The organism is Kitasatospora sp. NPDC028961 (assembly GCF_055564815.1).
In genome coordinates this window covers 610184-624383 of record NZ_JBVHVO010000002.1, presented here as the reverse complement: position 1 = coordinate 624383, position 14200 = coordinate 610184, and the positions used below count along the sequence as shown (strand labels likewise).

At 75.1% G+C, this 14200-nt stretch carries 9 protein-coding genes and 1 pseudogene; 2 read left to right on the top strand and 8 right to left on the bottom strand.

The annotated features are described in order from the left end of the window. Positions 1-74: 74 nt before the first annotated feature. Together ACZ4UX_RS06885 and ACZ4UX_RS06880 are read right to left on the bottom strand one after the other, a co-directional pair. A complete protein-coding gene (locus tag ACZ4UX_RS06885) occupies positions 75-2948 on the bottom strand; it encodes a hypothetical protein (protein ID WP_465705880.1) in 2874 nt (957 codons plus the stop codon). Beyond that, positions 2945-6205 carry an FtsX-like permease family protein gene (locus ACZ4UX_RS06880; protein ID WP_465705879.1) on the bottom strand — a complete coding sequence of 1087 codons (3261 nt, stop codon included), beginning with the start codon at positions 6203-6205 and terminating at the stop codon, positions 2945-2947. Before ACZ4UX_RS06880 ends, ACZ4UX_RS06885 begins: the two co-directional genes overlap by 4 nt. A 356-nt stretch (positions 6206-6561) precedes the next feature. Here ACZ4UX_RS06880 and ACZ4UX_RS06875 point away from each other — a divergent pair, with 356 nt between their 5' ends. Continuing rightward, on the top strand, positions 6562-7272 hold the full coding sequence (locus ACZ4UX_RS06875; protein WP_465705878.1) for an ABC transporter ATP-binding protein: 711 nt from the start codon (positions 6562-6564) through the stop codon (positions 7270-7272). A 114-nt stretch (positions 7273-7386) separates the two neighbouring features. On the opposite strand, the gene ACZ4UX_RS06870 is transcribed toward ACZ4UX_RS06875, so the two are convergent. The 3 genes from ACZ4UX_RS06870 to ACZ4UX_RS06860 form a co-directional block, all read right to left on the bottom strand. Beyond that, on the bottom strand, positions 7387-7662 hold the full coding sequence (locus ACZ4UX_RS06870) for a hypothetical protein (protein ID WP_329485884.1): 276 nt from the start codon (positions 7660-7662) through the stop codon (positions 7387-7389). 329 nt (positions 7663-7991) lie between these two features. Further along, a complete protein-coding gene (locus tag ACZ4UX_RS06865; RefSeq protein ID WP_465705877.1) occupies positions 7992-9263 on the bottom strand; it encodes an ABC transporter substrate-binding protein in 1272 nt (423 codons plus the stop codon). A gap of 360 nt (positions 9264-9623) precedes the next feature. Beyond that, the gene (locus tag ACZ4UX_RS06860; RefSeq protein ID WP_465705876.1) at positions 9624-10166 is read right to left on the bottom strand and encodes an EF-hand domain-containing protein; all 543 of its coding nucleotides are present in this window, start codon (positions 10164-10166) and stop codon (positions 9624-9626) included. Positions 10167-10426: 260 nt separating this feature from the next. On the opposite strand from ACZ4UX_RS06860, the gene ACZ4UX_RS06855 reads away from it, so the two are divergent. Beyond that, positions 10427-11776, top strand: coding sequence for a serine/threonine-protein kinase (locus tag ACZ4UX_RS06855; protein ID WP_465705875.1), 1350 nt, complete (start codon positions 10427-10429; stop codon positions 11774-11776). Between the two features lie 106 nt (positions 11777-11882). On the opposite strand, the gene ACZ4UX_RS06850 is transcribed toward ACZ4UX_RS06855, so the two are convergent. The 3 genes and pseudogenes from ACZ4UX_RS06850 to ACZ4UX_RS06840 all read right to left on the bottom strand — a co-directional run. Continuing rightward, a complete protein-coding gene (locus tag ACZ4UX_RS06850; RefSeq protein WP_465705979.1) occupies positions 11883-12275 on the bottom strand; it encodes a terpene synthase family protein in 393 nt (130 codons plus the stop codon). Beyond that, complete coding sequence (gene rho, locus ACZ4UX_RS06845) at positions 12272-13549, bottom strand: transcription termination factor Rho (RefSeq protein ID WP_465705978.1); 1278 nt, start codon at positions 13547-13549, stop codon at positions 12272-12274. Before rho ends, ACZ4UX_RS06850 begins: the two co-directional genes overlap by 4 nt. Before the next feature lie 3 nt (positions 13550-13552). Beyond that, a pseudogene (locus ACZ4UX_RS06840) lies at positions 13553-14062 on the bottom strand (hypothetical protein); the annotation flags it as partial. Positions 14063-14200 lie beyond the last annotated feature (138 nt).

The window sequence follows — 14200 nt, the reverse complement described above, 5'->3', positions numbered from 1 at the left end:
GGCCCCGCCACCGCCGGACGCCGCGCTGCCGAACGCCCCGCCGCCGGCCGGTGGCCGCGCGGGCCGGGTGCCGGTCATCGCTGGTCCCCCGCCCGCAGTTCGGTGCTGATCTGGCGCCGGCCGGAGATCAGCGCCTCGGCCAGCACACCCGCGGTGACCAGCGCCGCCAGGCCGAGGACCTGGAACAGCACCGGCAGCAGCGCCGGCCGCAGCCCGGTCGGAACCGGGGCGCCGACCAACGCGGACAGGTCGATCGCCGGACCGAGCAGGGCGACCGCGATCCACGCCACCACCCCGCCGCCGACGGCCGCGACCAGGGTCTGCGGCAGCGTCTCGGCCACGATCAACGCCAGCCCCTGCCGGGGCCGCAGCCCCATGGTGCGCAGCCGTGCCAGCACGGCCGCCCGCTCCGGAGCCGCCCGGAGCAGCGTCAGCAGGACGGCGAGCAGCGCGAACCCGGCAGCGCCGATCACCGCCGCCCAGAACAGCCGGGCCGCCGAGTGCTGCAACGGGTCGTTCGCCAGCTCGGCGGAGCGGGCGGCACTGGTGCGGACCAGGTACCCGGTCGGCACCGCGTCGGCGTCGGACCCGGCCGGTGCCTGCGCCGCCGTGGCGGCCCCGGACGGCGAAGGCGCGGCGGTCGGCCCGGGCGTCGACGCCGAGTCCGAGGCCGACAACGCGGCACCCTCCGGGGAGCCGTCGCGCAGCTGCACCGGTGCCAGCTCGCGCATCAGCCCCTTCAGCCGCCGCTCGTCGATGTCGCCGGTGGCGAACCAGAGGTTGGCACGCTTGAGTTCGGGAAAGCGCGCGGTCGAGGGGCCGGCCGGGAGCACCACGAAGCGTCGGGTGGAGCTCTCCAGTGCCGGAGTGCTGTCGAGGGTACCGGCCGACCTGGCGAGCAGCTCCCACCCGTTGGGCATCCGCAGCCGGTAGCCCCCGTCACCGATCCTCCGCGCGAGTTCGGTGCTGAACAGGGCCGGTACGGGGGTGTCGATCCCGCCGTCGTCACCCGCGAGGACGGCCGGGTCGAAGGCGCCGCGACCGACGGACCGGGACAGCTCGGCGTACGTCCGCGGGTCCACGACCAGGGAGCTGACCCGGATCGGCCCGGCGTCGCTGCCCAGCAGGAACACGTCGTTGTCCCACCACACGGCGGTGGCCGTCCGCACCCCGGGCAGCGCGCCGGCCGCCGTGAGGAAGCCCGGCGGGAGCACGGCGCCGGTCGGTGCCCCGACGACCGCGTCGCCACCGACCGCGCTCCGGACGGCCTGCGCCCGGCCACGGTCGACGGCGTCCAGCACGGTGGCGCCGAAGCCGGCCGTCGTGACCGCCAGCATCAGCGCGAACACCGGCAGCACCGACGGACGCGGCCGGCCGCCCGATCCCCGCGCGGCCCGCGCCAGGCCCAGGAAGCCGACCACCCCCGAACCCCGGCCCGCCGCCCGCGCCAACAGGCCCACCAGCACGGGCTGCACCCGGGCCAGCACCAGCCCACCCGTCAGCGCCAACAGCAACGGCGCCGCCACCAGCAACGGGTCCAGCCCGTCGCCGGGCGGCACCACACCCCGGCGCCGGACCTCCAGCACCGCCGCGACCGTCACCGCCCCGACCACCAGCTCACCCACCAGCCGGCGCCAGCCACCCGGCGCACGCCGCGCCGACCACAGCAGGGCCGCCCGGACCGGCAGACCCAGCAACGCCAGCAGCAGCACCACCAGCGCCGCGACCATCGATCCCCACCACCGGGGGGTCGGCAGCCCCCACCACACCAGTCCGGTCGCCACCACCGCGGCCGGCACCACGGTCACCGCGCCCTCGCCGAGCAACCGCCGTACCACCCCGCCCCGCGAACCGCCGCGGGCCTGCAGCAACGCCAGCTCACCGTGCCGCCGGTCCCCGGCCAGCCCCGCCGCCAGGCAGAGCACCACCACGGCCACCCCGGCCAGCCCGGCCGGACCGACCGCCGCCAACGGCGCCGCCGCGTCCCGGCGCGCCACCGCCTGCCCGAACAGCTCGGGCAGCTCCGAGCCGACCCGCAGGTCCTCGCGGCCGGTCAGCGTGGTGAGGCGCAGCGCCGTGGAGCCGGCGAGGTAGGAGGAGATCTCCTCCTTGGTCCGGTCCAGCTGGTCGGCGCGCAGGGCGGCGGTGTCGACCGGCAGCCGCCAGAAGTCCGTCGCGCCGCCGCCCCACGGGGCGATCCGGTCCGTCGCGTCGGGGGAGACCACACCGCCGGTGCGCCATTTGACCTTGGCGGTGGCCTCCCGACAGGCCCGCTCGGGGCACGGCAGGCCCACCCAGTACGGGTCGTCGGGGTCGTTGGCCACGTAGACGCCGACCACCTCGGCCCGGACCGGCTCGCCGGTGAGCGAGGATCCGGCGTCGACGAGGTCGCCGAGGTGCATGCCGATGGTGTCGGCGGCGGCCCTGCTGATCGCGATCGGCACCGGGCCGTTGCCACCGCCGACGCCGGGCCACTGGCCGGCCACCAGGGTGACCCGGTCGGTGAGGCCGTGCAGCGAGACCAGGTCGAGCCGGGGCGGCACCTCGTCGGGGCGCGCGTACCCGGTGTTGAACATCGGGCGCGACGTGTTGCTGCGCGTTCCGTAGACCGGGCCGCTCGCCGCGAACCGGAAGGTCTCGTTCGGGTAGGAGGCGAGCTTCGCCGCCACCTTGTCCAGGTCGGCGGCGTCGTACTGGTGGCGCCCGGTGGCCAGCAGGCTGGTCCAGGACGGGCCTCGGTCGTGCAGGAACTCGCGCAGCGCGTCGTCGGTGCCCCGGTCGACGGCGCGCGGGAAGGCGGCGGCCAGCAGGACGGTGACGAAGGCCAGCGCGGCCATCAGCGCGGCGGCCAGCGGCGCCGTCCGCAGCCTGGTCCGCACCCAGGGCGCGGGGCGGTGCTCCGGCCTCGGCGCGGGGCGGGGGGTACCGGTGTCGGCCGGGGTGGTCACATCTCCTCCACGTACCGCAGCCGGGCGGCCACGTCTCGACGGCGGCGGCGCCCACTCAGGGAGGCCGACAGCAGGGCAACGGCCGTGATCGCGGCGGCGAGCAGCAGGGCCGGGCCCAACGGCAGGTCGACCAGCACCTCGGGCACCGGCCGGTGGGCGGACGGGGTGAGCACCACCAGCGGCACCACCAGGTGGACGGTCAGGGCGCCCAGGGCCAGCCCGACCAGGCTGCCCAGCGCGACCAGCACGCCCTGCTCGGCGGCGACCGTCCGGCTCAGCCGGCGCCGCGGGGTGCCGAGCGCGAGCAGCACGGTGAACTCCCCCGCGCGTTCGCGGGCCGAGGCCGCCGCCGCCGCGGCGAAGCCGATCGCCGCCAGCACGGCGCTGACCAGGGCGATCGCGGCGAGCGCGTTCTGCGGCGCGGCACCGATCGGGTCCGCGAGCAGCTCAGCCGCCACCTCGTCGCGGACCACCAGCTGCTGGCCCCCCGGCTCGGCGCGCAGCTTCGCGGCGGCCGCGGCCGGCACCCCGTCCCCCGGCCCGGTGGCGGGCAGCCACCACTCGGAGACGGCCGGCAGCTGCCGGCCGCCCGCGCCGATCTGCCGCGCGACGGTGGCCAGGTCGACGACGACCGCCCGGTCGCCGACCACCGGCAGCGACTCGACCACGCCCGTCACCTCGACCTGCAGCGTGACGCTCGCGAACGGCACCTGGACGAGGTCGCCGACCGCCGCTCCCACCGCGGTCAGATAGGCGCGGGTGGCGACCCCGGAGATCCCCTTCGGAGCCGGGGCGCCGGCGGGGGCGACGATCGCCTCCGCGCTGTTCCTGCCGCCGTGCCCCTTCTCGTAGTGGAGCTTGAGCAGCTGCCGCTCGCCCTCACCCTCCCCCACCGGAAGGACCGCGGAGGAGGACAGCTCGTCGTCCGAGGCGGCGACGGTGGTCCAGGCGAGGCCGGCCGGGGCTGCGACGGGGGTGGCCGGTCCGGTGGCGCTGTCGGCGAGGCCGATCCGCCCGACGGTCAGCGTGCCGCTGAGCGGGACGACGCGGTCCGAGCCGAACACCACGACCAGCCCGGCCATCGTGAGCGGCGCGGCGGCGGAGCCGACCGGCGCGCCGGTCAGCGCCGAGAGGTCGGCGGTGGCCACCGCGCCGCCCTGCTCGGGGACCCCGGCCAGCGGGGCCCGGAAGGTGGCACCGAACCGGTCGCGCAGCATCAGCCAGACCTCGGGGCGCGCCTCGGCCGGCGCGGCCGGCACATTGGTGAGCTCGACGTCGATGCGCCGGGGGCTGCCCGGCAGCGGGAGCCCGGCCTGCGCCCCGGTCGGGGCCGGCCCGGCCAGCGGCGCGAACACCTCCCGCGCGCTCTGCCCGCCCAGCAGGTCCGCCCGCACCGGCACCCGGTCCGCGAACCCGGCGGCGTCCAGCGCCAGCAGCTGACCCGCCGCACCGCCCGGCAGCGAACTCTCCTGCCGGACCACCGGAACCAGCCGCTCACCGCCCGGCAGCGCCCCGTACCGGCCGCCCTGCCCCATCGACGCCGTCGCCGACCCGAAGATCCGCAGACCGCCCGCCGACACGAAGTCCGCCTGGTCCCGCTGCGATCCCGACCAGCTGGCATGCTGACCCAGCGCCAGCACACCCGTCGACACCGCCAGCACCAGCAGCAGCACCGGCCCCGCGGCGCGCCCGGGCCTGCGTGCCAGCTGCCACCCCGCCAGGGCCGGCGCCAGGCCCCGGCCCCGCGCCGCCAGCCTGCCGCCCAGCCGGGCGGCGAACGGCAGCAGCCGCAGCACCAGCAGGGTGCCGGCGCACAGCAGCAGCGTCGGAGCGGCCACCAGCACCGGGTCCAGCCCCAGCTTGCCGTCGGAGTCCGCCGACAGCCCGCCGCTGTAGCGCGCCAGCTGGAAGTAGGCCAGCACCGCCAGCGCCACCACCGCGAGGTCGGCACCCGAGCGCACCGCGCCCGCCACCAGCGCCTGCCGGCGCCCCGCCCGGCGCAGCACCGCGCCACCCGCGCCGCGGAACACCGCCGGAGCCGCCGTCAGCACCACACAGGCCAGCGCACTCACACCCGCGACCGGCCACAAGGTCCAGCTCAGACCGGTGTCCAGCGGCACCCGGGACAACGCGCCGAACCGGGTCAGCGCCCGCAGCAGCACCGGAACCAGCAACGGCGCCAGCACTGCCGCCGGCAGCGCCAGCAGCACCGACTCCGCCGCCGAGAACGCGCCCAGCCGCACGCCCGAGGCACCGCGCGCCGCGAGCAGGGCGTTCTCCCCCACCTGCCGGGCCGCCATCAGGTGCACCACCAGCAGCAGCACCGCGGCGGCGAGCACCACCAGTTGCAGCGCGCCGATCAGCAGGGTGGAGCGGGCGACCAGCGCGCTGGAGTCCAGTTCCTGGAGGAACAGCGGCAGTTCGGTCGAGACCTGGAGACCGGCCGAGGTGCCGAGCTCCGCGGCGAGGCCGGCGGCACGGTCCCGGACGGCGGCGGCCTCGGCGGCGCGGACGGCGGAGAAGTCGGCGCCGAGCAGCCAGCTCCGGCCGTTCTGCGGAACGCCGGCGGCGGTGAAGGCGCTGTCGTCGACCAGCAGCGGCCCGTAGGTGGTGAAGCCGCCGACCAGGATCTCGCGGCCGCCCACCGGGTCCAACCGCCAGTACGGGTCGGCGAGATCGGTGGCGCGGTAGACGCCCGTGAGCCGGACGGTGAGCGGCGCGCCGCTCAGGCGGTCGTCCAGCCGGACCTCGGCGGGCAGCGCCCCGGCGGTCAGGCCCAGCCTCGCGAGCGCCGCCTGTGGCACGGCCGCCTGGACCGGACCGGCCCCGGCCGCCGCCGGCCACGCGCCCGCCACCAGGGTGACCCGGTCGTGGTCGAGCGTGGCGAGCAGGGTGAGATCGGTCTGCTTCGCGGCGGCCTGGCCGGCGGCCGTGGCGGTGGCGGGAAGGCCGTAGGAGCGGCTGCGGGTCAGGCTCTCGTGGTGCACGGGCAGTCCGCCGAAGAGCCGGCCGGCGTAGCCGGCGACCGCCGCGTCGTCCGCGGCCCGCTTGTCCTGGCCGTGCTCGGCCTTGACCAGAACGGTGGTCCGGGCGGCCTGGCCGGGTGCCTGGAGCGCCTGCCGCAGCCCCGCCTCCCCCACGGTGCGGTTGAAGGCCACCAGCGCGGTGAGCACCGCCGTGGTGATCAGCACCGTGAGCAGGACGGCGCCGGCCAACGGCAGCCGCCCGCGCAGACGGCGCACGACGAAGCCGAGCATCCTGTTGCCTCCCCCGGAACATCCCGGTCGCGCCCGGCGCCGCCGTCCGGGCACTCTCCTGCCACGGGATGGACGCCTGTTACGCACCGCTACGGTGATCACCGGCGCTTGATCACCGGATAGCGGACGATGCTGTCAGATTCGCTCTTCAAACGGAAGGGACTTGCGCGAATCATGTAACTAGTGAGCAAATTCTCCGCGTTGGCAGTACATCGGACCCCCACCCGGCGGGACAGGAACAACGGGCCGACCGTGGCGCGCGGTTCGGCGTTCGATCAAAATGCCATGCACACCTCAGCTTGAACGCCCGTCATCAGTACTTCACTTCAGTCGAGGAACACCCAGGGGGACGCCCAATGACGCAGCAACCGGCCGCCACCGTCACCACCGACATGGTCACCGTCACCGACCTCACCCACAGCTTCGGCACCGGCGACCGCACCGTCCACGCCCTGCGCGGCGTCTCCTTCACCGCCCGACGCGGCGAACTCACCGCCCTCAAGGGCCGTTCCGGCTCCGGGAAGACCACCCTCCTGAACCTGGTCGGCGGCCTCGACACCCCCACCGGCGGCACCATCACCCTCGACGGCACCGATCTCGCCGGCCTCGAGGAGAACCAGCGGCTCGCCCTGCGCCGCGACCGCATCGGCTTCGTGTTCCAGTCCTTCGGCCTCCTCCCCGTCCTCACCGCGAGCGAGAACGTCGGGATCCCGATGCGCCTGCGCAACGTCCCGACCCCCCAGCGCGAGGAGCGCGCCCGCACCCTCCTCGCCCTCGTCGGCCTGAGCGACCACGCCAACCAGCGCCCCGCCGAACTCTCCGGCGGACAGCAGCAACGCGTCGCCATCGCCCGGGCCCTGGCCAACCAGCCCGACCTCATCATCGCCGACGAACCCACCGGCCAACTCGACTCCGAGACCGGCCGCGCCATCATGGAACTGCTGCGCGCCGTCGTCCGCAGCGAAGGCGTCACCGCCCTCGTCGCCACCCACGACCCCACCCTCATGGAACTCGCCGACCACGTGATCGAACTCCACGACGGCCGGATCACCGAGCCCACCCCCTGACCCGGCGGGTCGGCCCTTTCGGGGCAGCGGACCGTGCCCGGAGAGGCACGGCCCGCTGCCCGGCCGGCCCCGGTCCACCCGCTCAGAGCACCCTGAGCTCAGAGCACCCTGAACTCAGAGCACCCTGAGCGCGGACTCGCAGGCGCGGCACCGACGGGTCCGCTGGGACGGCGGGTACCAGGGCTGCCCCGGCCCGGACGGCCGGTAGTTCTCGCGCTCCAGGTCGCCCGTGCCGATCCCGCAGAACGTGACCGGCCCCGGGTCCTCCGGCACCTCCGGGTCGGCCGGGGCCGCGTGCACCCAGCGGATCCGGGCGCCCACGTCGACCTCTCCCGCGTCCAGCACCTCCGTGGACGGCTCCAGCTCGACCAGTACGATCACTCCGCTCATACCTCGACCCTGCCCCCGCCCCGCAGCGGCCGCATCCCGACCGCCGGGGCGGCGCCCGGAATCCCCGCCGGAGCGAATACCCGAATCCGGAGCCGGACCCGCCGGGATCCGCCCCGCACCGGAATTCCCGCGGGCCCGGACAAGGCGGAGCGCATTCCGAAGTACGGCGGCTCGCAATTCCCGGCCCGCACCCCCGAGCGGCCGAAATCCCCCCGCCACCAGGGCCTCACCGCGGAACACCCGGTCCGTCGCCGGGAATCACCCCTGCCCCGCGAAAACGCTTCCCCGGACGGCAGCGCGGGGCGCCGGGGCGGCGGACCGGGCATTCCTCAGGCGCGCTGCCGGTCGATCTCGGCCTGGGCCTGCCTGGCCGCGTCGGCGAGGATCTGCGCCGCGTCTCCCCCGCCGACGACCTTGACGGCGGCCGCCGCGAACAGCGTGTTCACCGTGCTGTTCCACAGGGCGGGGCTGTACCTGCCGCACTTGGCGGCCAGGTCGACGGCCTCCTGCGCCGTCCCCCCGCGCAGTCCCTCCGACCTCGCGGCCACGGACAGGCGCGGCGGCACGTGGAAGCCGTAGCTCTCCGACCAGTCCTTCTGCAGTTCGGTCCGCTCCACCCAGAGCCAGCGGACGAACGTCTTCGCCGCGGCCACGTTCCGGCTCCTGGCGTTGACGCAGCTGGTCCAGCCGCCGACGCGGACCACCGGGCCGCCGCCGGGCCTGAACGCGGGCCACGGCAGCACGCCGAAGTCGTCGCCGAGCGCCGTCCTGATGGCCGGCATCGCCCAGAGACCGCACCACTGCATCGGCACGACGCCCTGGGTGAACGCGGACGGGTCCCACCAGTCGGTGGTGAAGCCGAGCAGCAGGGACTGGTCGTCGCGCAGCCGCTTCAGGGCGCTCATCGCCTCGACGGCCTGCGGTGAGTCGAAGTCCGCCCTGCCGTCGGTGACCAGCGCACCGCCGTTGGAGAACACCGCGAGGGCCGGCGTGTCGCCGATGCCGTCGTTGCCGACGAACAGGCCCTTGGTGCTCCTGGTGGTGAGCGCCCTGGCCGCGGCCGCCAGCGCGTCGAAGCTGCGGGGCGGGGCGATCCCGGCCTTGGCGAACACGCTCTTGCGGTAGTAGAGCATCATCAGGTCGTCGATCATCTTGACGCCGTACAGCTTGTTGGCGACGGTCACGTAGTCGAGGTCCCCGTGGCTGAAGTCCGACCTGGCAGCGCCGTACACGTCGTCGAGCGCCGCGAGCTGCCCGTGCCGGGCCATGCCCTCGTTGAAGTCGCCGCTCTCGAACACGTCCGGGGCCTCGTCGGTGAGCAGCGTCGCGTTGAGCTTGCCCTCGTAGTCGCCGGGGATCCAGGTGACCTTCACCGCGATGTCCGGGTGGGCCTTGGTGAACGCCGTGGCGTAGCGCGTGAGCGCCTCCTGGGTGCCGGCCTCCCCGTAGGCGTGGGACCAGACGTTCAACGTGGTCTTGACGCCGCTCGCGCCGGACCCGCCGGTCGGGCCGGTGCTGCAGCCGACGACCATACCGGCCACCGCCAGCAGGGATCCGCCCAGGAAGCCTCTTCGGCCGGGCTCGGCTCGCTGTGCACGCATGTCGCATCCTCAAAGCTGGGTGGCGGGGCAGGGCCCGTCGTCCGACGTTCGGTACCGGCGCCGTCGCCGCCTCGGTGCTCGGCGGGGCACCGTCATGACAACGTTGTCTCCAGTGACGGACGAGCCGGTCGCCCACGCCACATGCCCGGGCGGCGACACGTCACGCCGATCCGGAAACACGGATGCAATGTAGCGTCGAATAAATAACGTCGTCCAGTATTGATTTTGGAACCGCACCCCTCACCGCCGGGGAACCGCCGTGACGGACACCGTCCACGCCGGCCGCGACCGCCCGCGCACCGGCCGGGAGAGCGGGTTCAGCCGTTCAGCCGGGTGACGCCCGCTCGCTCGGCGGCGGCATCACCGCTCCGGGATGCGGCCGCACATCACGTTGCCGGGCTCCGCCGGGTCGGCGCTGATCCAGAACTGCGCCCACAGGAGCGCGAATTCGGCCCGGCTGAGGTACCCGTCACCGTCCAGGTCGAGCAGCTCGAAGACGTCGTCGGTCGCCACGCTCCGGCCGTGCCAGATGTCGACCAGACTGCGGTGCTCGGCGCGCGAGATGCGGCCGTCCCCGTTCTCGTCCACGGCGTCGAAGACGGTGTCGGCCGTCGCCGTGACGACCTCGCGCAGGGCGGGGAGCCGGTCGACGAGCGCCAGGAACTCGTCCATGTCGACCGTACCGTCGTGGTCGGTGTCGGCGACCGTGCGCAGGTGGTCCCACCAGCCCGTCATGAGCGCCTCGACCCTGACCCTCAGCCCCGCGTCCCGCTGGACGGCCGGCAGCCGGCTCCACCGCTCCGCCAGGGCCCCGAAGTCGCTCTGCCGCAAGCAGCCGTCCCCGTCCGTGTCGAACGCGGCGAAGACGTTGCGGAGCTTGCGCTGCTGGAACTCGCTGGCCATCGACGGGCCTCCCCTGTGCCGAACCGCTGCCGTACCGAAACCACTGCTGTACCGGACCGCTGCGCCACCACGCGTGGCGACAGGATGGTGACGATAAGCGGCCGAAGCGGGCACCCGCCGGACTTCGGCGAAGAACGGGAGAATCCCGGCAGATCCACCGCCACCTGTGCTAGAAGCCGCCCCGCCCGGGGAGTTGAGCGACCCTTCGGCCGGGGTACGTGCCGGGGACGGCGCTCGGCCGGGCGGGGAAGGAGCAGACTGTGTCGGAGCAGCGGCGGTCCGTCCTGCGGTACACCTGGCGCGGGAGCGAACGGGTGGCGACCGAGGTCGTCGCCTACGGCGTCGAGGGCGAGCCGCTGCCCGGCCGCCCGGGTGTGCCCCCGTGGGAGGCCGTCGGGGGGCGCACCACCGACCGGGTGCGCCTGACGGTGACGGACGACGAGGTGCGCCGCTGGCAGGACGCGCTCGCCGCCTACGTCCGCGCGGTCGATTCGGCCTCCGCCCGGCTCAGGGAGGTCTGGGCGAAGGCTTCCCGCCGGGGCGCGCTCAGGAGGGTCCCGGGAGCCCGTCGGCGCGGGGCGGTGCGCCTGGGCCGCGCCGAGGAGGTGTACCTCGCCCACCTGGCGGCGGCCACCCTGGCCTACCGTCCGGTGCGTCAGGAGGTCGAGGCACGCGTCGCGGTGGCGCGGGAGGAGGAACGAGCGGTCCGCGCTCGCGAGCGGGACCGCGCGGAGGCCGCACGGCTGGCCCACATCGCCGCTCTGCGGCAGTGGAAGCAGCGGTGGACCGACCTCGCCCGGGCGGCGGACCTCCGGACGTGGACCTGGCGCTACGAGGGGCAGGCCCTCCTCGTCCTTCCCCAGGACGCCGGCCGGCCCGGGCAACCGGCGCTGACCGCGCGCGAGGTGGCGAAGCTCCTCGTCGTACTGGCCGGACGGGGGTGCACCCGGGTGGAGTGGGAGCGGGAGGCCCGCCGCTCGGTGGAGGAGATCGTCGGCCCCGGGCAGTTCCCCGCATGGTGGCGGGACGTGCTGAGCGCGACGGTGAACACCCGGGCCCGGGAGGCGGCGGAGCAGGAGATCACGTCCACGGCCGAACGGCTGGGCGCCGCCCTCGACACGGCCGGCCGACCCGGCATGCGGGTCTTCACCGTGGGCAGCCAGCAGTCCGTGTCCGGCTGGCACCTCGCCCTCGACCGGCCGCCGCACCTCGCCCGGCCGGGCGTCGAGCTGCCGGTCGTCCCCTCGGAGCCCGCCAATCGCGGCTGGAGACTCCGGAACTACGACGGCGGGGTCCTCCCCTACGACACGCTGACCCTGACGCTCGACCGGTCGCGGCGCGATCCGGTCGGCTTCGCCGAGGTGACGAAGGAGACCGTCTACAGCAGCTTCACGCGCTCGGTGTGGTACCGCCGGACCCCGGCTCAGTTCGCCCGGTCGTTCCTCGACGACGAGGCCAGGCACTACAGCCCCTGGCACGAGAACGACCTGAGCTTCCGCCTCGCCGACCACGCGGACGCCCGCGAGTTCGTGCCCTACGTCATGGCGCTCGCAGGCATGGTGACGTCCGCCCTCCTCGCCGTCGCCCAGCACCACGGTGTGGCGCTCTGACCGGCTTCAGGCCGGTGGACTCCACGAAGGCCACGGCGCCGGCGCCGACCGCCGGAACCGGCGTGGCCGGCCGTCGGTCGGTCGGGGCCCGCCAGGCGGCGCGGAGTCACGCGCCGACGGCATACCGGCGGGTCTGCGGGTGCCTGGCGTGATCACCTGCCAGCCAGTCCTTCAAGCCGTCCGCGCAGGCCGACAGCGCCCGGTGGGCGTCCGGGGTGTTGCCGTCGCGTTCGACCTCGCTCTCCTTGCGGTGGGAGTAGAGGTCGCTGCGCAGGTCCAGGTTGTCCGCGAAGGCGTCGATGAGTGCCTGCACGGTGGGATGGCCGGGCAGTTCCGCCGGGAGGTCCCGCCCGTGGGTGTAGCGGGGCAGGATCGTGAAGAGCGAGGTCCCGGCGGTTCGGCGGCGCGTCCGGAGGCACTCTTCCGGGCCGGGGACGCGGCCGTGGAGGGTGCTCGACCGCGGTAGGCCGTCAGCGGTCCGCGGGTGTCTTCGGTTCAGACCGTGCGGGCCGGGGAGCCGATCGCCACCTGGCGCAGGAGTTCGTCGTTGCCGCCGGTCCGCTTCAGCCGGTCCAGGAGCAGTTCGGCGGCCTGCTGGACGTCGAGAGCGCTCAGCGCCCGGCGCAGCGTCCACGCCGCGGGCGTGCGGGCGGGGCCGAGGAGGAGCTCCTCGCGGCGGGTGCCGGAGGCCTTGACGTCGACTGCCGGGAAGACGCGCTTGTCGGCGAGACGGCGGTCGAGTCGGAGTTCCATGTTCCCGGTGCTCTTGAACTCCTCGAAGATCAGGTCGTCCATCCGGGAGCCGGTCTCGACCAGGGCGGTGGCCAGGATGGTGAGCGAGCCGCCGTTCTCGGTGTTGCGGGCCGCGCCGAAGAGCTTCTTCGGGAGCTGGAGGGCCGCGGCGTCGATGCCGCCGGTGAGGGTGCGGCCGTTGGCGGGGGCGGCGGAGTTGTGGGCGCGGGCGAGACGGGTGAGGGAGTCGAGCAGCACGACGACGTCGTGGCCGAGTTCGACCAGCCGCTTGGCGCGCTCGACGGCGAGTTCGGCGAGCGCGATGTGCTCCCGGGCGGGCCGGTCGAAGGTCGAGGCGATGACCTCGCCCCGGACCGAGCGCCGCATGTCGGTGACCTCCTCCGGACGCTCGTCGACCAGGACGACCATCAGGTGCGCCTCGGGGTGGTTCCGGGCGATCGCCGCCGCGATCGACTGCACGACCATCGTCTTGCCGGCCTTCGGAGGTGCCACGATCAGACCGCGCTGGCCCTTGCCGATCGGGGCCACCAGGTCGACGGCCCGGCCGATCAGCTCCCGCGGACCGGTCTCCAGGCGCAGCTGCTCCTGCGGGTACAGCGGCGTCAGTTCGTGGAACGCGGGCCGGTGCCGGGCCCCGTCGACGGTGCGGCCGTTGACGGTGTCGATGCGGGTCGACGCCGGGCGGACGGTGCCGTCCCCGCGCGGGGCGGGCGTGCGCGGGGCGGTCGCGCCGGTCAGGACGTCGCCGGTCCGCAGGCCGAGTGCGCGGACCTGGTTGGCGGGCAGGTGCACATCGGTGGGCCCGGGGAGGTAGCCGGAGGTGCGCAGGACGGCTTTCCCCTCGCGGATGTCCAGCACGCCGGCGACCGGTAGGAGGTCGCTGTCCTCGGTGGTGGCCGGCTCAGCGGGCCGGCTGCCCCGGCGTTCCGTCACCGCGGGCCGGGAACCGGCCGCCGGCGCCGGTGGCCGGCCGGGAGAGCGCTTGGCGATGATCGCCTCGACGAGTTCGTCCTTGCGCAGCCGGGCGGCGCCCGGAACGCCCAGGGCGGAGGCGAGTTGGTGGAGGTCGGTCTTCAGCAGGCCGTCCAGCGGCGCGAGGGTCGACGGTTCGGTGGTGGTCGTCACGAGAAGGTACTCCTGGGCTGTCGGATGATGGCGAAGGGTGAGGGGCGCCGGGCGGCCCCGGTGGGGCGGCAGGAACCGGCGACGAGAGCTGTACGGCCCGGCGGGACGCCCGGAGCGGGCTGCGCCGGCGCTCGGGCGGGACACGCGGCCCCGGCGCGGCCACGAAGGGGCCGGGCACACGAAGGGGCTGGGCAGGGGAAGTCGGCTGCCTGCCGGGCGGGCGCCAGTCGGGTGCCGGCGATGCGTCGGGCAGGAGACCGCCGGAAGAAGCGGTTGGTGTGGCGGGATCCGGGCCGCTACGGCGGGGACTCCGGTGTGCAGTGGCGCCTGGTTCCCGCACCCTGAGGGTGGGCTTCCAGCATCGCCATAGGCAGGGTAGCACCTCGGGGCGTCGGCGTGACGCGGCATTCCCTGCCGCCCGGCCACGGTGCCGGCACCGGGGTACCCGCTGCCGCCCGCCCCTGCCCGGGGTACCCGCTGCCCCCGCCCCTGCGCGGACGGGTCCGGTGAGCGGGGCGCCCCGGAGTGCCCCCACCCCTGGCCCAT

Bases quoted from the DNA above. Each gene is read 5' to 3' on its own strand.
- ACZ4UX_RS06880 (WP_465705879.1), bottom strand. From the start codon at position 6,205: ATGCTCGGCTTCGTCGTGCGCCGTCTGCGCGGGCGGCTGCCGTTGGCC.
- ACZ4UX_RS06875 (WP_465705878.1), top strand. From the start codon at position 6,562: ATGACGCAGCAACCGGCCGCCACCGTCACCACCGACATGGTCACCGTC.
- ACZ4UX_RS06870 (WP_329485884.1), bottom strand. From the start codon at position 7,662: ATGAGCGGAGTGATCGTACTGGTCGAGCTGGAGCCGTCCACGGAGGTG.
- ACZ4UX_RS06865 (WP_465705877.1), bottom strand. From the start codon at position 9,263: ATGCGTGCACAGCGAGCCGAGCCCGGCCGAAGAGGCTTCCTGGGCGGA.
- ACZ4UX_RS06860 (WP_465705876.1), bottom strand. From the start codon at position 10,166: ATGGCCAGCGAGTTCCAGCAGCGCAAGCTCCGCAACGTCTTCGCCGCG.